Raw genomic sequence first — 17,017 nt, 5'->3', positions numbered from 1 at the left:
TTACTCCGCGGTGGCGTCGCCGCTGGTGGTGTGCACCACACCGCCTTCGGCCTGCGCAGCCTGAAAGCGCATCAGCAGCGCGTGCAGCATTTCGGTGGACAGGCCGTGCACCACCAGCCGGTGCCCCGCGCGCAGCGTGGACAACGGCACCAGCGGGTGCTTGTTGTTGACCAGCACCAGGTGCTCGGGCGCTGCCAGCAGCGTGGCGCAGTAGATGCCGACGGTCTCGTCGAGCTGCAGCGAATTGGCGGCACGCCAGAAATCGTTGTCGGTCAGCAGCAGTTGGTAGAGCGGCGTGAACAGCTCGATCGCGCTCTGCAGGTCCAGGAAGTTGAGCCGGCCGTGCGGCATGTCTTCGAGCCTCAGGCCCGGGTCGCGCAGCATGGTGAGGTCCAGGTGCTCGGGCTTGCGCAACTCCAGGCCCTGGGCGCGCAACGCCTCGCCCAGCCGGATCACGAAGTTGAACAGGTTCAGGTCGTGCTTCAAGAACAGGTGGTCGCGCAGCGCCTCGATGTCGGCTGGCTCCAGCGGCGTGGTGCCCACGGGCGCCGGCGAGTTGCGGCCGATGAAGCCCAGCACCTGCGAGCCCAGGTGGAAGTGGCGCAGGATCAGCCAGTTCGCCTCGGGCGACACGAAGCGCTTGAGGCCCCAGACCAGGACGTTGTGCAGCAGGCCGGAGTGCGACCAGTTGCGCGGCACGAAGACCTTGCAGACCTGGATCAGGATGATGAAGGTGCGCGCCAGCGGCCGCAGGAAGGGCAGCAGGAACTGGCGCGAGGCCGAGCTCGAATCGGCCAGCCAGGCCGTCTTCACCGCGTCCGGCAGCGGTGTGCTCTGGTCCAGCCACAGCGCGAGCCAGGGGCTGGGGTCGCGCTCGTCGTGTTCCCGCGCGAGGAAGTCGGGCAGCGGCTTCTTGCTCATGCCGCCCCCCGCCCTTCGGTCACATGCTGGAACTGCATGAGGTACAGCGCCGCCGTGTGCCGCGCCGTGGCGAGGATCTGCCGCGCAGCGCGGCCCTCGCCATCGAGCGCCACCACCATCTCCACGGCCGTGAGCCAGCGCGCGAGGTGGTTCTCGTCGTTGTGGCCGTGGTATTCGAGGAAGCGGAAGGCGTCCGGCGGCAGCGGCAGGCCGGCCTTGAGCAGCGGCAGCAGGGCCGGCACGATGCGCTGGCCCGTGCCCTCGATGATGTAGATCGCGCCCAGCAGCCCGAACGGGTCGGGCATGGCCGCCAGCCGGTGCAGGTAGGCGTTGAGCGCCTCGCCGCCCGGGTTGCGACGCAACACGTCGATGTCGGCGATGGCGCCGCCGGCCCGGCGGTAGTCGTCGAACAGGATGCGGAAGTCGTTCTGCTCCTCGCCCGCGTGCAGGCCGATCAGCGATGCCAGGCCCTGGTAGGGCGCGCTCAGCGAGGCCGCGCCCTCGCGCATCCACAGGCTGCCTTCGCGCACCTGCGGCACCCAGTGCTCCATCCAGTTGAGGTAGTCGGGCACGGCGAAGCGCCGCTCGCGGATCTGCCGCACGAGGGGCGTGCGCCAGACCTCGGAGCGGTAGCCGTGCCAGATGGATGCCAGCTCGGTCAGCAGGTCGCGCAGCGGCGCGGGCGCGGTGGCCGGGTCGTGCGGCGGGGCGATGCTGGCCTCGTCGGGGGCGGCCGTGCGTGCGGCCGGGCGGGCCGGCACGGGCGCATCGACCGCTTGCACCTCCAGCAGCATGTAGGCGGCCATGAAACGGCCCGACTCGGGCACGTAGCAAAACAGCTGTTCGCCGGCCTTGAGCTGCCGCGTGTGCAGGAACTCGGCCAGCATCACGAGGATGGAGGCCGCACCGGTGTTGCCGCGCCAGGCCAGGTTGCTGTACCAGCGCTCGCGCGGGATCGCGAGGCCGGCCTTGTCCATGAGGTCCTCGACCACGGGGATGAACTTTTCCGACGAGTAGTGGCACAGGAAATGGTCGACCTTGGCCGGGTCGAGCCAGCCGCCGTGCACCAGCTGCGCGTACTCGTGGATGCCGATATCGAACAAGTGCGGCAGCAGCCGGATGTCCTGGCGCAGCGACAGCGCACCGGCGGCCTCGGCCTCGCCCCAGGAGTCGAAATCCAGGTGGCCGCGCGCGCGGTCTTCCGTCAGGCCCAGCTGCATGCAGACCGGGTAGTCGCCCGAGAACGCGCGCTGGTGGACCCATTTGAGCTGCAGGCGCAGGCCGGGCGCCTGGGGCAGGGCGGCGGTGCTGTCGGACAGCAGCAGCGCGCCGGCGCCGTCGGACAGCATCCAGCGCAGGAAGTGCGCGTCGAAATCGATGTCGTAGTTGCGCGCCGCGAAGCGCGAACGCTTGAACAGCCGCGAGGGCAGTTCGCTGGCCACGGCCAGCGCGGCGCGGTGCGCGCCGAGCTGCACGCCCTGCGCGGCGGCCTGGATGGCCGAGACGCCGGCGGCGCAGATGCCATGCACCGACAGCGTCTCCATCGGCGGCGCGGCGAGCTCGCCCTGCACCATGTTGGCGAAGCCGGGCATCAGCGTGTCGCCGCCCGAGCTGCCGCAGGCCAACAGCGAGACATCGGCCAGCGTGCTGCCGCCGCGCTGCAGGCAGTCGCGCACCGCGTGGGCTGCCATCTGCGCGTTGCTGAAGACGGTGCGGCCTTCGGTGTCGATGGCGTAGTGGCGCTGCTGGATGCCGTTCTCCGCCAGGATGCGGCGCTGGATGCGCGTGGACATGCGGTTCAGCGGCGCGATGTAGGCGTCCATCTGCGCGTTGCCCACCGGCTCGCCGGGCAGGAAGTAGCCGGCGCTCTGGACGAAGACACGGTCGAAGGTGACGGGCATGTTGTTCTTGGAATCAGTCGGTTGGGGCCGGCATCAGCGAGCGGCTGCGGTAGCGCGGCAGCACGCTGCCGAGCACGAACACGCGCAGCATATACGGCACCAGCCCGCCTTCGTTGAGGGCAGGATCGACGCGCGCGCGGTAGTGCGCGTGGTGCAGGCCGCGCAGTTCCGACCAGTGCGCGTGCGGGTGCTCGTGGTGGGCCGTGTGCAGGCCGATGTTGAACAGCAGCGGGTTGAGCCAGCCCTCGAAGTTGCGCGCGTAGTTGAACTGGCCCTGCGGCTGGCGCCCGCCCGCGCTGCCGTCGGCGTGCGCGTGCTGCAGGTAGTTGGTGGCCAGCAGCCAGTGCAGGCCGTGCAGCTGCGGCACGATCACGAACAGCAGGGCTTTGCGCCAGTCCATTGCCAGCAGCAGCGCCCAGGAACCCAGCCACACGGCGTACTGCGCCATGCAGTAGCGAAAGGCGCCGGGCTGGTGGCGGTGCAGCCGGCCCAGCCAGCGCAGGAACAGCGGGTACAGCACCCACGCCGCCTGCAACGGGTGCAGCAGGTAGCCGAGCAGGTGGTTGGTGTCGCCGCCGAAGCGGTAGGTGCGCGCCATGTCCAGCGGGCCGTGGCGGTGGCGGTGGTGGTTGGCCACATGCGCCGGCCAGAACACGAAGCTCGGGTGGCCCTGCAGCAGCGTGATCCACAGGTCGGTGGCCCGGTTGGTGCGGCGCCCGCGCCACATGCGCAGGTGCGTGTGGTTGTGGTGGATCACGCCGATGCCCAGCGTGAGGAACAGCATCGCCGCGTAGAGCAGGGCGTTGAAACCATGCAGCCACTGCCAGGCCGCGAGGGCCGGCAAGGCCACCAGGTACAGCAGGCTCTGCCAGTCGCTGCGGTGGCGCAGCCGGGGCAGGCGCTCAGCCCACGGGCGCACGCCGGGCCTGTTGCTTGCGCCGGAACGCGGCGATCTGCGGATCGGCCGCATCGGCCGGCAGCCGGGTGCGGAACAGCCTGTCCATGAAGGTGAACTGGAAGCCGTAGTTGCCGGCATGCGCTGCATGGTGCAGGTGGTGGCGCCGGCTGGCCGCGAACCAGTGGCTGTAGGAGACGCCGGTGAAGAAGTCGTAGTTGGCGTGGCCGATGTTGTTGAGCACCAGGCTGAACACCGGCACCGAGGCCAGCGCCCAGAAGCTGAAGTCGTGCAGCACCATGGGCAGCAGGATCACGTTGCCCAGCATGGCCGCCTCCACCGGGTGGAAGCTGTAGGTGGACCAGGGCGTGCTGACCACCGAGCGGTGGTGCGGGCCGTGGAAGCGCCTGAGCCAGCGCGTGTGCAGCAGCCGGTGGTTGATCCAGAAGTGGATGTCGTTCCAGACCACGAGCACCAGGATTTCCGCCGCGATGCGCCAGCCGCTCGGATCCACCGCGAAGCGGGCCCAGCCCAGCTGCAGCAGCCCCCAGGGAAAGACCATGCCCAGGCCGAACACCAGCACCGAGCCGCCGGACTGCAGCAACTCGCGCCGCAGCTGCTCGGGCGTGACGGGCCGAGGATCGAGGATGCGGCCGATGCCCAGCGCCGGCAGCAGGTGCCGCGTGAGCAGCCAGTTCAGCCCGCCCAGGCCCAGGTAGATGCCGCCGAAGAACAGCAGGCCCCAGGCCATGACGGCGGGCAGCGAGAGGGATTGGAAGGCTTGGCCCATGGTGGTGCGGGCCGAAGGATAGCCCAGCCGCTCAACTTTCCGTCTCGGCCGTGTCGGGCTTGAGGCGGCCGGCCTTGAGTGCCCGGCGCAAGGTGTCGTTCACGCGGGTTTGCCAGCCCGGCCCCGTGGCCTTGAGCCCTTCCAGCACCTCCGGGTCGAAACGGATCGTGGTCGAGACCTTGGCATCTGCCTTCACGCTGCCGGCTGGTCGGCCGCGTTTGCGCGCCGCGATCTGCTCTGGCGTGTGGACGGCCGCGAACCGGGCCGCCTTGGCTTCGGCCAAGGACTCCCGCAGGCCTTGCAAGGCCTCGCCGGCATCCGCCTCGATGGCGGCCGCAACCTTGTCGATGTTCAGACGTTTCAGCCCCATGCCTAACTCCGGTGGATGTCCTTGGGCGCGATGTTGGTCTGGTCGGCCTTGGCATAGACGGCCACCAGCAACACGATCTCGTCGCCGGACAGGTTGAAGTAGATCACCCGTGCGCCGGACCGCTTGCCTTTGCCCTGCACGGCCCAGCGGACCTTGCGCGCGCCATCGGCGCCAGGGATCACATCACCCGCTTCGGGGTGGGCTGCGATCCAGGCAATGAAGGCATGGCGCTCGTCCTGCGACCAGATGGCAGCGGCCTGCTTCTGGAAGGTCGGTGTTTCGACGACGGTGAACACGATTTCATTGTAGTAACAAAAAAATCGTTTTCAAGCCGTCAGCCGAACAGCGTGCCCAGCACCTCGTCCAGCCGTTCTACCAGCAGGTCCGCATGCTCGCGCTGGAACACCAGCGGCGGGCGGATCTTGAGCACGTTGGCGTCTGGCCCGGTCGCGCTGAGCAGCACCTGGCGCTGGCGCAGGCCGTTGACCACCTTGGCCGCCTGCGCGGTGGCCGGCGCGCGCGTGGCGCGGTCGGTCACCAGTTCCAGGCCGATGAACAGGCCGGCGCCGCGGGCCTCGCCGACGATGGCATGGCGCTGGCCCAGCGCGGCCAGCTTCTCGCGCAGGTAGCTGCCCACGTTCAGCGCGTTGCGCTGCAAATCGTTCTGCTCGATCACGTCGAGCACGGCCGACGCCGCGGCCATGGAGACCGGGTTGCCGCCGAAGGTGTTGAAGTAGCGGCTGGCCTGGCCGAAGGCTTTCATCACCTCGGGCCGCACCGTCAGGCCAGCCACCGGGTGGCCGTTGCCCATGGGCTTGCCCATGGTCACGATGTCGGGCACCACGCCGTGGCGCATAAAGCCCCAGAAGGCCTCGCCGGTGCGGCCGAAGCCGGGCTGCACCTCGTCGGCGATGAACACGCCACCGGCCGCGTGGATGGCGTCCACGGCTTCGCGCAGGAAACCGGCCGGGGCCGTGAACACGCCGTCGCTGGAGAACACGGTGTCGACCAGCAGCGCGGCCGGCTTCAGGCCATGGGCCTGCAGGTCGGCGATGGCCGCGCGCACGCCATCGGCGAAGCGCTTGCCGGTTTCAGCATCACCACCCGTGGGCGCGTCGACCAGCCGCACGTGGTCGCCGATGCGCACGTACTGGCCCAGCGAGGGCGAGGCGCAGGCGATGGCCGCCGTCACGCCGTGGTAGGCGAAGCGCGTGACGATGAGCCCGGTGCCGCCCGTGTGCGCCGTGGCGATGCGCATGGCCAGGTCGTTGGCCTCGCTGCCCGTGCAGGTGAAGGTGGCGTGGCCGAGTTCGGGCGGCATGGTGGCCAACAGGCGCTCGGCGTAGTCGAGGATGCCCTCGTGCAGATAGCGCGTGTGCGTGTTCAGCACGGAGGCCTGGCGCGCGATGGCCTCCACCACCTCGGGCCGCGCATGGCCCAGCGGCACCACGTTGTTGTAAGCGTCCAGCCAGGGCGTGCCGGCGGCATCAAACAGCCACACGCCGTCGCCGCGCACGGGGTGGAAGGGCTCTTCGTAGAACAGCCGGTAGGCCGGGCCCAGCAGGCGGGCGCGGCGCGCGAGCAGGTCGGCGGTGGTGGTCTCAGGCATGGGTGGTCTCCTGGGTGCGGCAGGCGGCGTGGATGGCGTCCTGCACCTGCTCGGGAGTCAGGTTGGCGCAGGCCTGCAGGCGCGCCCACGACACGGCGTTGTTGCGCATCAGGTAGAGAACGTTATCGGGCTGGCGCGCGCCGCGCCAGCCGCTGATCGCGACCACCATGGCCAGGCGTGCGCGCACCAGGTCGAGCAGCACGAAGGTCTCGGCCTCCGTCAACGGCGAGACCGCGTGGTAGTCCGCCGCGAACCGTGCGATGGTGGCCAGCGCGTCGCCCTGTTCGTCGATGTGGTACGAGGCCGCGACGGCCAGGTCGTCCACCAGCGGCGCATGCACCATGTCGCCGAAGTCCAGGATGCCGGACACACGCGTCGGGTCGGCCGGATCGACCAGCAGGTTGTAGAGGTTGAAGTCGTTGTGGATGGGCTGGCGGCGCAGGGCTGCCAGCCGGGGCTGGGTGCGCTGCGCGAAGCCGTCGAGCGCGGCCTCGGCCAGTGCGCGCCGGGCCGGGTCGGCCACGTGCACGAGCAGCGGGCGCACGCGGTCGGCGCGCTGGATGTCCCAGGGCAACTCGCGCATGGCGGCCGGGTGGTCCAGGCCGGCCAGCGCGCAGTCCAGCCGGGCCAACATGCGTGCCACGCTGGTCCGCTGTGCGGCCGAGCGCGGCGCCTGCGGCATGGGCATGCCTTCGAGGTAGCTGAACAGGCGGGCCACGCGGGCGCGGCCTTCCGCGTCTTCGATCTGCACCGAGGGTGCGCCATGCCGATCCGGCAGCAGGCGCTGCACGGGCAGGGTTGGGTCGGTGCGCGCGACATGCAGCAGCGCCTGGGTCTGGAAGTCCGCCACCACAGGGTCTTCGTCCGGGTGCGAGAGCTTGAGCATGCAGCGCGTGCCGCCGTTGGACGTGTCCGCGGGCTCCAGAAGGAAGTTGGCATCGCGCTCGCCCGTCAGTGGCTTGAGCTGGCCCTGCATGCCGTACAGGCGCTGCAGCAAGTCGGCGGCCCAGTCGGTGGCGACGGGCGCCGGCGGGGCGGTCAACACCGCGGCTTCGGGCAAAGCCGCGCGGATCGCGGCGTCGAGGTCTTCCATGCTCAGGCCGCCTTCTCGAACCCACCCAGCGCACTCGCCAGGTTGGGCCCCAGGTCTTCCGACAGGTAGCCGCCTTCCTGCACCAGCACCGTGGGCAGCCCCAGCCGCGCGATCTCGCCCAGGATGCGGCCGAAGCCCGCCGTGCTGACGCCCAGCATCTGGTAGGGATCGTGCTCGTGCGCGTCCAGCCCCAGTGCCACGACCAGCGCCCCGGGCGCATAGGCGCGGATGGTGGCCAGGGCCGTCGCCAGCGCGGCGAGGAATCCCTCGTCCTGCGTGCCGCGCGCCAGCGGCAGGTTCAGGTTGTAGCCCAGGCCTTCGCCTTCGCCCATCTCGTGCGCGTGGCCCGTGAAGAAGGGCGTGCAGAAGTGGGGGTCGCCGTGCAGCGAGATGGTCAGCACGTCCCGGCGGCGCCAGAAGATGCCCTGCGTGCCGTTGCCGTGGTGCACGTCGATGTCCAGGATGGCCACGCGGTCGTGCCGGCCGCGCAGATGCTGGGCCGCGATGGCCGCGTTGTTGAGGTAGGTGAAGCCGTTGGCGCGGTCGGCATAGGCATGGTGGCCGGGCGGGCGGCACAGCGCGTAGGCGGCGCGTTCGCCGTCCAGCACCAGCTGGGCCGCGTGCGTGGCCACGTGGGCCGACCAGGTCGCGGCGTGCCAGGTGTGGCGGCCGATCGAGCAAGCCATGTCGCCCATGTGGTAGCCGGCCTGGCCGACCAGGCTGTCGGGGTAGGTGAAGGGCTGGCCCGGGAAGGGGTGCACGTTGGGCATCACCTCTTCGGACGCGCCCTCGAGCTGCTGCCAGCGCTCCCACGCGGTCTCCAGGAAGCGCAGGTACTGCGGCGTGTGGATCGCGGCGCGCGGGCCGGGGCCGTGGTCGGCGGGCGCCACCACCTCGTGGCCCTGGGCGCGCGCGGCGTTCAGCAGCAGCGTGCCGCGTTCGGGCTGCTCGTTGCTGCGCTTCATGCGGCCGCGCACGATGAACTGCTGCGGGTCGTGGCCGGTGTGCTGGTCGCTGTAGATGACTTTCATGGGGGCTTTCAGTATTGGGGTTCGACGGTCCAGCTGATGGGGATCTCGGCCACGCTGGCCGAAGCGGGGAGTTCGAGCGCCATGCGCGCGATGCGGGCGATGTCTTCGGGGCGCGTGGCCTGCTGCTGCTGTTCGAGCGGCAGGCCGGCCACCATGTCGGTCGCGACGAAGCCCGGGCACAGCGCCGTGCAGCGCACGCGCGCTTCGGCGCCGCAGTGGCGGATGCCATGCGCCAGCGACAGCACCGCCGCCTTGCTGAGCGCATAGAGCGAGGCGTCGGCGTTGCGCACGCGCTTGGCCGCGAGCGAGGCCATCACCAGCACTTTGCCTTCGCGCGCGGCAAGCAGGTGCGGCCAGGCCTTGCGCGTGAGCCGCAGCGGCGACTTGACGTTGACCTCCAGCAGCCGGTCGACCTCGTCGTCGTCGGCCGCGACGACAGAGCGCGTGCTGAGGATGCCGGCGTTGTGCACCAGCGCGTCGATGCCGCCGAAGTCGCGCACGGTGGCGGCCACCCAGTCGGTCTCGGTCTGCCTGTCTTCGGCGTCGAAGCGGTAGACGCGCAGCTGGTCGGCGCTGTAGCCGGCAAAGGCGTCGGTCGCGCTGCGCGCGCCCACGCTGACGCGCCAGCCGTGGGCCAGCAGTTCGCGGGCGATGGCCAGGCCGATGCCGCGGGTGCCGCCGCTGACCATGGCGATGGGGGAGTGTTCGTTCATCCACGTGCTCCGTTCATGGACAGGGGCGAGCGCAGCGATGGCCCGTGTGTGACCCCGCTCCCACCCCTGTGCCCACGCCGAGGAGCGCAGTGGACTGGGCGGCGCGGGGAACCTCGCGCTTCAATAACTGACTCATTGCACTTGTTCGAGCTGAACGAACGCAGTGAGTGGTGCGAGTTGTGCAATGCGCCCAGGCCGCGAGCACCGCAGGTTGCCCGGAGCGCCAGCGCAGGGACGGGGGCACCGGGGCCGCCTTCTCTTTGGTTACTTTCTCTTGGGCGAGCAAGAGAAAGTGACTGCACTGCCGGGGGCATATCCCGGTCCCTGGTGCTTGTTTCAAAGCAGTGTTTCTATGCACACCAACTGTGGATCGAGATGAGGAGGCGGGGATTTCGCCCCCGCACGACGACTCACTTTTCTTGCTTCGCCAAGAAAAGTAAGCAAAAGAAGGCGACCCCGGTGCCCCTGTCCCTCCGCTAACGCTCCGGGCAACCTGCGGTGCTCGCGCCATGGGCTGCATTGCGCAACTCGCACCGTTCACTGCGTTCACTACGCTCGGACAAGCGCAATGAGTCAGATGTTGAAGCGCGAGGTTCCCCGCGCAGCCCATGGCACTGCGCTCCTCGGCAGTGGCACAGGGGGAAGTCCCACACGGGCCGTCGCTGCGCTCGGCCTGGGGCTCGGGCCATCGCTGCGCTCGGCCAAAGCATGGGGCGAGACTTGGCGTGCTGCGCGCTGACAGGCGGCTTTTCATGTCAGTTTTTGAAGAGTCCGCTGGCATGCGCCTTGGCGTCTTCCAGATGGAAGCACAGCGCATGCTGCACCGCATCCACGTCGCGCCGGGCCATGGCCTGGGCGATCGGCCGGTGCGTCTCTGCCAGCACCTTGAGGTCGCCGTAGCTGTCTTCACTGAGCGCGAGAAACATGCGCACTTCGGTCTGCATGTTGTCGAACAAACGGTGCAGGTAGTGGTTGCCCGAGAGCGCGCTGATCGCGAAGTGGAAGTCCAGGTCCAGCGCCACGCGCTCCTGCGACGCCATGGTCTCGGCGCGCTCCACCATGTCGTTCACGCGCGCATCGAGTGCGGCGAGTTCGGCGTCACTGGCGTGCTGGCAGGCCAGCGCGGCGCCCAGCAGCTCGAGCTGGATGCGCACTTCGTAGAGGTCGTTGACCTGCTTGGACGAGACCGTGCGCACCGCGAAGCCGTGGCGCGGGCGCGAGACCAAGAGGCCCAGGCTCTCGAGCCGGCGCGCGGCCTCGCGCACGGGCGCGCGGCTCACGCCCATCTGCCGTGCCAACTCGGCCTCGACGATGCGCTCGCCGGGCGCAATGCGGCCCGACAGGATGGCCTCCTGCAGCTGCGCCTCGACCACGCCGACCAGATCCGGCATCTGGATCGAGGAGAAGGCGGGTGGGGCGGCGGCTTCAAGCCGGCTCGTGCTCATGGTGTGCTCCCTTTGTCTCTCGTGTGTTGGTCTGGATCATGCGGGCCGGCGGGCCCTGGCGAGGTACACGCCGGCGACAGCGATCAACGCCATGCCCACCAGCGCCAGTGCGTCCGGCGGGCGCTGGAACCACAGCGTGCTGATCAGCACCGCCAGCAGCAGCTGCACGTAGTTGAGCGGCGCCAGCGTGGCCGCGCCGACGCGGCGGAACGCGGCCAGCAACAGCAGCTGGGCGCAACCGCTCACGGCGCCACCGGCGATCAGCAGCGCCATCTCGGGCCACGGCGGCAGCGTGACGTGCGGCATGAACAGCACCGGCATGTTGGTGACGACGAGGCAGGCCAGCGCCATGTGGGCGAATTGCACCGGCCCCGGCACCAGGCCCGAGAGCTTGCGCGTGAGCACCTGGAACACCGCATAGCAGACCGCCGACACCGCCATCAGCAGCGTGCCCACCAGCGGCAGGCTGCCGCCGGGCCGCACGATGCACAGCATGCCCGCGAAGCCCAGCAGCACGGCTGTCCACTGCGCGCGGCCCACGCGTTCGCCGAGCAGCCAGGGCGACAGCGCCACCATGATCAGCGGTGCCGTGAAGTAGATGGCCGTGGCCTCGGCCAGCGGCATGGTCACCAGCGCCGTCATGAAGCAGGTGGCCACGATGGCCAGCGACACGCTGCGCGCGGTGAGCAGCTTCTGGTGCGGCTGGCGCCACAGGCGCAGGTCGCCATGGCGCAGCAGCAGCACGAAGGCCAGCGCGCCGATGGCGGTGTAGCGGCCCAGGTTGACGACGGCCGGCGCGTAGCTGGCCACCATCTGCTTGGCGAACGCGTCGTAGGCGGCGAACAGCACCAGCGCGCCCAGGAACAGCGCGATGCCGGTGGCGGCACTGTCGCTGCGCGGCAGCGGGGCCGTGGCTTGCACCGCGCTCATGCCGCCTGCGACAGCATCGCCCCCAGCAGCACGTTGGCCCCGGCCTCCAAATGGCGCGGATCGGCGTCTTCCACCTCGTTGTGGCTGATGCCGTCCTTGCAGGGCACGAAGATCATCGCGGTGGGCACGCAGCGCGCCATGTAGACGGCGTCGTGCCCGGCGCCGGTGACGATGTCGCGGTGGCTGCTGCCGCGCGCGACGGCCTCGCTGCGCACGCGCTCCACCAGCGTCCTGTCGAATGGCGTGGGCGGGAATTCCTGCACGAAGGCGATGTCGACCTGCACCGGCGTGCCCGTGGTCTCGCCGGCCGCCAGCGCATCAGCCGCGGCGCGGAAGCGCTGCTCCATCTGCTCCAGCAGCGCGGCGTCTTCGTGGCGCAGGTCCACCGTGAACGTGACGCGGCCCGGGATCACGTTGCGCGAGGCCGGGTGCACGTTCACCACGCCCACGGTGCCGCGGCCTGCCGGCGCGAACTCGGGCGCGTTGGCGATGTCGACCACCGCCTGCATCAGGTGCGTGGCCGCGTACAGCGCGTCGCGGCGCAGCGCCATGGGCGTGGGGCCGGCATGGGCCTCCATGCCGGTGACGGTCACGTCGTACCAGCGCAGGCCCAGCGAGCCCGTGACCACGCCGATGACGGTGTCCTCGGCCTCCAGGATCGGGCCCTGTTCGATGTGGGCTTCCAGGTAGCTGCCGGCCTGCACGGTGCCGATGGGCGCGCTGCCGGCATAGCCGATGGCGGCCAGCTCGTCGCGCACGACCAGGCCGTCGGTGTCGGTGGCAGACAGCGCCGTCTCCAGCGGGAACACGCCGCAGTGCACGCCCGAGCCCATCATCACCGGCACGAAGCGCGTGCCTTCCTCGTTGGTCCAGATCGCCAGGGCGAGCGGGGCCTCGGTGGTGATGCCCTGGTCGTTCAGCGTGCGCATGACTTCCAGCCCGGCCATCACGCCGTAGCAGCCGTCGAAGCGCCCGCCTGTGGGCTGGGTGTCGATGTGGCTGCCCGTCATGACCGGCTTGCGCGCCGCGTCGCGCCCTGCGCGCACGCCGAAGATGTTGCCGATCGCGTCGACCGTGATCTGGAGGCCGGCCTCGCGCATCCAGCCGACCACGCGATCGCGGCCCTGGCCGTCCAGCGCGCTGAGTGCCAGGCGGCAATTGCCGCCCTTGGGCGTGGCGCCGATGCGGGCCAGGTCCATCAGGCTCTGCCAGAGCCGCTCGCCGTTCACCGAAACCGTCATGCCTGCAGGCCTTCGAGGAAGGCGTCCAGTGCGGCGCCGATGGCCTCGACCATGTACCCGCCTTCCTGCACCACCACGGTGGGCAGGCCCAGCGCACGCACGCGCGCGCCGGCCAGGCGGAAGGCCTCCATGTCGAACTTCAGCACGCTGATGGGGTCGTCCTTGTAGGTGTCGAAGCCCAGCGGCATCACCAGCGCCTGCGGCTGGAAGCGCTCGATGGCGGCCATGGCCTGGTCCAGCGCCTGGGCGAACGCGGCGTTGCCGCTGCCATGGGGCAGCGGCAGGTTCAGGTTGAAGCCTTCCCCGTCGCTGGCGCCGCGCTCGTGCGCGTAGCCGGTGTACCAGGGGTAGTAGCCGGCCGGATCGGCGTGCGTGGAGACGGTCAGCACATCGGCGCGGTCGTAGAAGATCTGCTGCGTGCCGTCGCCGTGGTGGGCGTCGATGTCGAGCACGGCCACGCGCGCATGGCTCTGGCGCAGCGTGGCGGCGGCGATGGCGCTGTTGTTGACGTAGCAGAAGCCGCCGGCGCGCGCATGCTGGGCATGGTGGCCCGAGGGGCGGCACAGCGCATAGGCGACACCGCCGTCGGCCCGCACGGTCTCTGCCGCGGCCTGCGCGGCATGGGCCGAGCGCAGCACCGAGCGCCAGGTGTTCGGGCCGATGGGGCAGGACAGATCGCCGATGTACCAGCCGGTCTGCGCCACCACCGAGGGCGAAGGGCAGGGGCCCAGCCGCTGGCCGTGGGGCGACAGGTTGGGCAGCACCTCGATGCCGGGCTGCAGGCCGAAGGCGCCGGCATCCTGCCAGCGCGCGTAGGCGGTCTGCAGGTAGTCCAGATAGTCGGTGCTGTGCACCAGTTCGAGCGCGGCGCGGCCGGCCTCGGGCGGCGCACTGACGGTGATTCCGCGGGTGGCCAGCGTGCCCATCAGCGCCTCGGCGCGCGTGGGCAGGTCGGTGGGCTTGCAGATGCGGCCCAGCCGCATGTACTGCTGCGGATCGTGCAGCAGCTGGTCGTCGGAGAAGAAGGCCTGCATGCTCAGACCCCCATCTCGGCGTCGAAGCGGTCCATGGCGCGCGTGAGGCGCGCGAACAGGTCGGCCAGCTCGGCGGCAGTGATGATGAGCGGCGGGCACAGGCCGATGCTGTCGCCCATGGCGCGCACGATCAGGCCTTCCTCGAGCGCCAGCGCGGCGAAGCGGTAGCCGGCCTTGCGGTCGGCCGCGAAGGGCGTGCGCGCGGCCTTGTCGGCCATGAGCTCGATGGCGCCGATCAGGCCCACGCCGCGCCAGTTGCCCACCCAGCGGCGCTCGGCGAAGGAGCGCAGGCCGGCCTGGAAGGCGGGGGCCAGCGCCTGCACGTGGTCGATGAGCTTCTCGTCCTCGTAGACCTGCAGCGTCTCCAGCGCCACGGCGCAGGCAACCGGGTGGCCCGAGTAGGTGTAGCCGTGGCCGAAGCTGCCCAGCTTGCCGCTGTTGGCGGCGATCGCGCTGTGCACCTTGTCGTTGACCATGACGGCCGAGATCGGCACGTAGCCCGACGACAGCGCCTTGGCGCAGCACAGGATGTCGGGCTGGATTCCGAGCGTGGTCGAGCCGAACATGTTGCCGGTGCGGCCGAAGCCACAGATCACCTCGTCGGCGATCATGAGCACGTCGTACTTGCGCAGCACGGCCTGCACCTTCTCGAAGTAGCCGGCCGGCGGCACCAGCACGCCGCCCGCGCCCATCACGGGTTCGGCGATGAAGGCGGCCACCGTCTCCGGGCCCTCGGCCAGGATGCGCTCTTCGATCTGCTGCGCCAGGCGGGTGGAGAAGTCCTGCTCGGTCTCGCCATCCTGCGCGTAGCGGTAGTGGTGCGGGCAGTCGACATGCAGGAAGCGCGCTTCGGGCGCTGTGGCGATGGGCAGGTCGAAGTCGCGGTGGTTGCCGTCCAGCCCGCCCAGGCTGGCCGCGGCCACGGTCACGCCGTGGTAGGCGTTGCGCCGCGCGATGATCTTTTTCTTGGCCGGCATGCCGATGGCGTTGTGGTAGTACCAGACCATCTTGACCGCGCTGTCGTTGGCCTCGGAGCCCGAGTTGGCGAAGAACACGCGCGCCATGGGCACGGGCGCCAGCGCCAGCAGCTTCTCGGCCAGATCGGCCACGGCCACGTTGGTGCGCTGGTTGAACGTGTGGTAGTAGGGCAGGGTGTCCAGCGCCTTGGCGCCGGCTGCGGCCAGGCGCTTGTTGGAGAAGCCCAGCGAGGCGCACCACAGGCCCGACATGCCCTCGACATAGCGCTTGCCCTGGTCGTCGACGACGTGGATGCCGTCGCCACTGACGATGACGAGCGGCGGCGTCTGCGGCAGCGCGGCCAGGTTGGTGTAGGAATGCAGGTGGGTGGCGACATCTTTCTCGCCGGTGCTCAGCAGGTCTTTGGCCATGGGGCTCCTCTTGGTTTTAAACGCTCAGGCGTTTCAGGTTGTCTTCGGTCTGCCGTGCGATGGCCTCGGGGCCCGTGCGCGTGGCGATGTGGGGGGTGACGGTGATGCGCGGGTGGTGCCAGAACGGGTGCGCCTGCGGCAGCGGCTCCTCGACGAAGGCGTCCAGCACGGCCGATGCGATCTGCCCGCTCTCCAGCGCCGCGAGCAGGTCGTCTTGTACCAGCTGGGCGCCACGGCCGGCGTTGACGAGCCGGGCGCCGCGCGGCAGCTGCGCGAACAGCTCGGCGTTCAGGATGCGGTGGGTGTCGTCCGTCAGCGGCAGCAGGCAGACCAGCGTGTCGCAGCCGGCCAGGAAGTCGGCGCGCGCGGCATCGCCGTGGTAGGCCTCGACGCCTTCGGGCAAGCCTTGCTTGGGGCTGCGGCTCCAGCCGCGCACGCGGTAGCCGATGGCTGCCAGCGCGCGTGCGGCGGATTGGCCCAGCACGCCCAGGCCGGCGATGCCCACGCGGTGCCGGCCCGGCGGCACGACGGGCGACTCTTCCCACGCGGCGCGGCGCTGGCTCTCGATGTAGCCGCCCATGTGGCGCTGGCCGTGCACAACGGCCCAGGCCACGTAGGCGTTCATGCCGGCGGCCATCTCGGAATCGACGATGCGGTGGATCGGCACGTCGGGCAGCGTGGTGTCGCGCGTGATGTGGTCGGTGCCCGCGCCCACGGACTGGATCAGCCGCAGCCTGGGCATGCGGGCGAGCAGGCCGACGGGGGGCGACCAGCAGACCACGGCGTCGATCTCTGCGAGGGCGTCGAGCTCCTGCACCTCGGTGTCGATGCGGTGGAGCTTGGCTTGCGGAAAACGCGCGCTGAAGGCGGGGCGCAGGTAGTCCATGGCGATCTGGTCGGAGACCAGGGCGATCTGCAACGTCATGCCGCCACCTCCGAACAGTCGCTGTTGTTCCACGGGGCATGCAGTCGGTGGCCAGCGGCATGCGCGCTGGCGCCGATCCCCGCTGCGCGGGGCCCCTCGTCGCGTGCGCTCATACCGCTACCGCCTCCACAGCAGCAGCCGACAACCTCGGCTGCGCCTCGATCAGCGTGCGCGTATAGGCGTGCTGCGGGTCCGCCAGCACCTTGGCGGTCTCACCGTACTCGACGATCTGCCCGCGCTGCATCACGGCGATGTGGTCGCACATCTCGCCGGCCACGCGCAGGTCGTGCGTGATGAAGACCATGGCCAGCTGGAAGCGCTCGCGCACCTCGGCGAAGAGCTTCAAGACCTGGGCCTGCACCGACACGTCCAGCGCGGAGACGGGCTCGTCGGCCACCAGCAGCTGCGGCTCCATCGCCAGCGCGCGCGCGATGCCGATGCGCTGGCGCTGGCCGCCCGAGAACTCGTGCGGGAAGCGGTCCAGCGCCTCCGGCCCCAGGCCCACCAGCTGCAGCAGCTCGGCCGCGCGCGCCAGCGCCTTGTCCTTCGACAAGCCCTGTGCGATCGGGCCCTGCGCGATGGCCGAACCGATGCGGTGGCGCGGGTTCAGCGAGGCATACGGGTCCTGGAACACCAGGTGGATTCAACCGGTCGACGCAACACCGGGTTACGCGGCGGATTTTAGGTAGTCGTTCAGCGCCTCCGTGGGAGTCCTCCAGTCCAACGTTTTG

Annotated in this window: 16 protein-coding genes and 1 pseudogene; all 17 read right to left on the bottom strand. The window is 70.1% G+C overall.

Annotated features, from left to right (window positions below):
- Complete coding sequence (locus DES41_RS37410) at window positions 1-921, bottom strand: DUF6999 family protein (protein ID WP_114472767.1); 921 nt, start codon at window positions 919-921, stop codon at window positions 1-3.
- A complete protein-coding gene (locus DES41_RS37405; protein WP_114472766.1) occupies window positions 918-2,822 on the bottom strand; it encodes a StlD/DarB family beta-ketosynthase in 1,905 nt (634 codons plus the stop codon). The genes DES41_RS37410 and DES41_RS37405 overlap by 4 nt, the downstream gene beginning before the upstream one ends.
- A gap of 13 nt (window positions 2,823-2,835) precedes the next feature.
- Window positions 2,836-3,792 carry a fatty acid desaturase family protein gene (locus DES41_RS37400; RefSeq protein ID WP_114472765.1) on the bottom strand — a complete coding sequence of 319 codons (957 nt, stop codon included), beginning with the start codon at window positions 3,790-3,792 and terminating at the stop codon, window positions 2,836-2,838.
- Window positions 3,725-4,507: a sterol desaturase family protein gene (locus DES41_RS37395; RefSeq protein WP_114472764.1), complete on the bottom strand. Its 783-nt coding sequence runs from the start codon at window positions 4,505-4,507 to the stop codon at window positions 3,725-3,727. The genes DES41_RS37400 and DES41_RS37395 overlap by 68 nt, the downstream gene beginning before the upstream one ends.
- Window positions 4,508-4,538: 31 nt before the next feature.
- Entirely contained in the window at window positions 4,539-4,877 is a 339-nt protein-coding gene (locus DES41_RS37390; RefSeq protein WP_114472763.1) for a BrnA antitoxin family protein, read from the bottom strand.
- Window positions 4,878-4,879: 2 nt separating this feature from the next.
- Window positions 4,880-5,173, bottom strand: coding sequence for a type II toxin-antitoxin system RelE/ParE family toxin (locus DES41_RS37385; RefSeq protein WP_114472762.1), 294 nt, complete (start codon window positions 5,171-5,173; stop codon window positions 4,880-4,882).
- Between the two features lie 38 nt (window positions 5,174-5,211).
- A complete protein-coding gene (locus DES41_RS37380) occupies window positions 5,212-6,486 on the bottom strand; it encodes an aspartate aminotransferase family protein (RefSeq protein ID WP_114472761.1) in 1,275 nt (424 codons plus the stop codon).
- On the bottom strand, window positions 6,479-7,579 hold the full coding sequence (locus DES41_RS37375; RefSeq protein WP_114472760.1) for a phosphotransferase: 1,101 nt from the start codon (window positions 7,577-7,579) through the stop codon (window positions 6,479-6,481). The genes DES41_RS37380 and DES41_RS37375 overlap by 8 nt, the downstream gene beginning before the upstream one ends.
- A gap of 2 nt (window positions 7,580-7,581) precedes the next feature.
- On the bottom strand, window positions 7,582-8,610 hold the full coding sequence (locus DES41_RS37370) for a histone deacetylase family protein (protein ID WP_114472759.1): 1,029 nt from the start codon (window positions 8,608-8,610) through the stop codon (window positions 7,582-7,584).
- An 8-nt stretch (window positions 8,611-8,618) separates the two neighbouring features.
- Window positions 8,619-9,323 (bottom strand): SDR family NAD(P)-dependent oxidoreductase, encoded by a 705-nt coding sequence (locus DES41_RS37365; protein ID WP_114472758.1) that lies wholly within the window; start codon window positions 9,321-9,323, stop codon window positions 8,619-8,621.
- A 755-nt stretch (window positions 9,324-10,078) separates the two neighbouring features.
- The gene (locus tag DES41_RS37360) at window positions 10,079-10,768 is read right to left on the bottom strand and encodes a GntR family transcriptional regulator (RefSeq protein ID WP_114472757.1); all 690 of its coding nucleotides are present in this window, start codon (window positions 10,766-10,768) and stop codon (window positions 10,079-10,081) included.
- 36 nt (window positions 10,769-10,804) lie between these two features.
- Complete coding sequence (locus DES41_RS37355) at window positions 10,805-11,698, bottom strand: DMT family transporter (RefSeq protein WP_114472756.1); 894 nt, start codon at window positions 11,696-11,698, stop codon at window positions 10,805-10,807.
- Window positions 11,695-12,939, bottom strand: coding sequence for a Zn-dependent hydrolase (locus DES41_RS37350; protein WP_114472755.1), 1,245 nt, complete (start codon window positions 12,937-12,939; stop codon window positions 11,695-11,697). Before DES41_RS37350 ends, DES41_RS37355 begins: the two co-directional genes overlap by 4 nt.
- On the bottom strand, window positions 12,936-13,973 hold the full coding sequence (locus tag DES41_RS37345; protein WP_114472754.1) for a histone deacetylase family protein: 1,038 nt from the start codon (window positions 13,971-13,973) through the stop codon (window positions 12,936-12,938). Before DES41_RS37345 ends, DES41_RS37350 begins: the two co-directional genes overlap by 4 nt.
- Before the next feature lie 2 nt (window positions 13,974-13,975).
- Complete coding sequence (locus DES41_RS37340) at window positions 13,976-15,361, bottom strand: aminotransferase (RefSeq protein ID WP_114472753.1); 1,386 nt, start codon at window positions 15,359-15,361, stop codon at window positions 13,976-13,978.
- 16 nt (window positions 15,362-15,377) lie between these two features.
- Window positions 15,378-16,286 carry a 2-hydroxyacid dehydrogenase gene (locus DES41_RS37335; protein WP_114472752.1) on the bottom strand — a complete coding sequence of 303 codons (909 nt, stop codon included), beginning with the start codon at window positions 16,284-16,286 and terminating at the stop codon, window positions 15,378-15,380.
- A 109-nt stretch (window positions 16,287-16,395) separates the two neighbouring features.
- Window positions 16,396-16,929: pseudogene (locus tag DES41_RS37330) on the bottom strand (ABC transporter ATP-binding protein); the annotation flags it as partial.
- Window positions 16,930-17,017: the final 88 nt, after the last annotated feature.

Source organism: Pseudorhodoferax soli, assembly GCF_003337555.1.
Classification (GTDB): Bacteria; Pseudomonadota; Gammaproteobacteria; order Burkholderiales; family Burkholderiaceae_C; genus Pseudorhodoferax; species Pseudorhodoferax soli.
This window is presented reverse-complemented; position numbering and strand designations above follow the sequence as displayed.

What these genes read in the sequence shown, in the direction of transcription:
- DES41_RS37350 (WP_114472755.1), bottom strand. Translation starts at nt 12,939, where the DNA reads ATGACGGTTTCGGTGAACGGCGAGCGGCTCTGGCAGAGCCTGATGGAC.
- DES41_RS37400 (WP_114472765.1), bottom strand. Translation starts at nt 3,792, where the DNA reads ATGCGGCCGATCCGCAGATCGCCGCGTTCCGGCGCAAGCAACAGGCCC.
- DES41_RS37395 (WP_114472764.1), bottom strand. Translation starts at nt 4,507, where the DNA reads ATGGGCCAAGCCTTCCAATCCCTCTCGCTGCCCGCCGTCATGGCCTGG.
- DES41_RS37360 (WP_114472757.1), bottom strand. Translation starts at nt 10,768, where the DNA reads ATGAGCACGAGCCGGCTTGAAGCCGCCGCCCCACCCGCCTTCTCCTCG.
- DES41_RS37405 (WP_114472766.1), bottom strand. Translation starts at nt 2,822, where the DNA reads ATGCCCGTCACCTTCGACCGTGTCTTCGTCCAGAGCGCCGGCTACTTC.
- DES41_RS37365 (WP_114472758.1), bottom strand. Translation starts at nt 9,323, where the DNA reads ATGAACGAACACTCCCCCATCGCCATGGTCAGCGGCGGCACCCGCGGC.
- DES41_RS37335 (WP_114472752.1), bottom strand. Translation starts at nt 16,286, where the DNA reads ATGACGTTGCAGATCGCCCTGGTCTCCGACCAGATCGCCATGGACTAC.
- DES41_RS37345 (WP_114472754.1), bottom strand. Translation starts at nt 13,973, where the DNA reads ATGCAGGCCTTCTTCTCCGACGACCAGCTGCTGCACGATCCGCAGCAG.
- DES41_RS37380 (WP_114472761.1), bottom strand. Translation starts at nt 6,486, where the DNA reads ATGCCTGAGACCACCACCGCCGACCTGCTCGCGCGCCGCGCCCGCCTG.
- DES41_RS37375 (WP_114472760.1), bottom strand. Translation starts at nt 7,579, where the DNA reads ATGGAAGACCTCGACGCCGCGATCCGCGCGGCTTTGCCCGAAGCCGCG.
- DES41_RS37340 (WP_114472753.1), bottom strand. Translation starts at nt 15,361, where the DNA reads ATGGCCAAAGACCTGCTGAGCACCGGCGAGAAAGATGTCGCCACCCAC.
- DES41_RS37390 (WP_114472763.1), bottom strand. Translation starts at nt 4,877, where the DNA reads ATGGGGCTGAAACGTCTGAACATCGACAAGGTTGCGGCCGCCATCGAG.
- DES41_RS37355 (WP_114472756.1), bottom strand. Translation starts at nt 11,698, where the DNA reads ATGAGCGCGGTGCAAGCCACGGCCCCGCTGCCGCGCAGCGACAGTGCC.
- DES41_RS37410 (WP_114472767.1), bottom strand. Translation starts at nt 921, where the DNA reads ATGAGCAAGAAGCCGCTGCCCGACTTCCTCGCGCGGGAACACGACGAG.
- DES41_RS37370 (WP_114472759.1), bottom strand. Translation starts at nt 8,610, where the DNA reads ATGAAAGTCATCTACAGCGACCAGCACACCGGCCACGACCCGCAGCAG.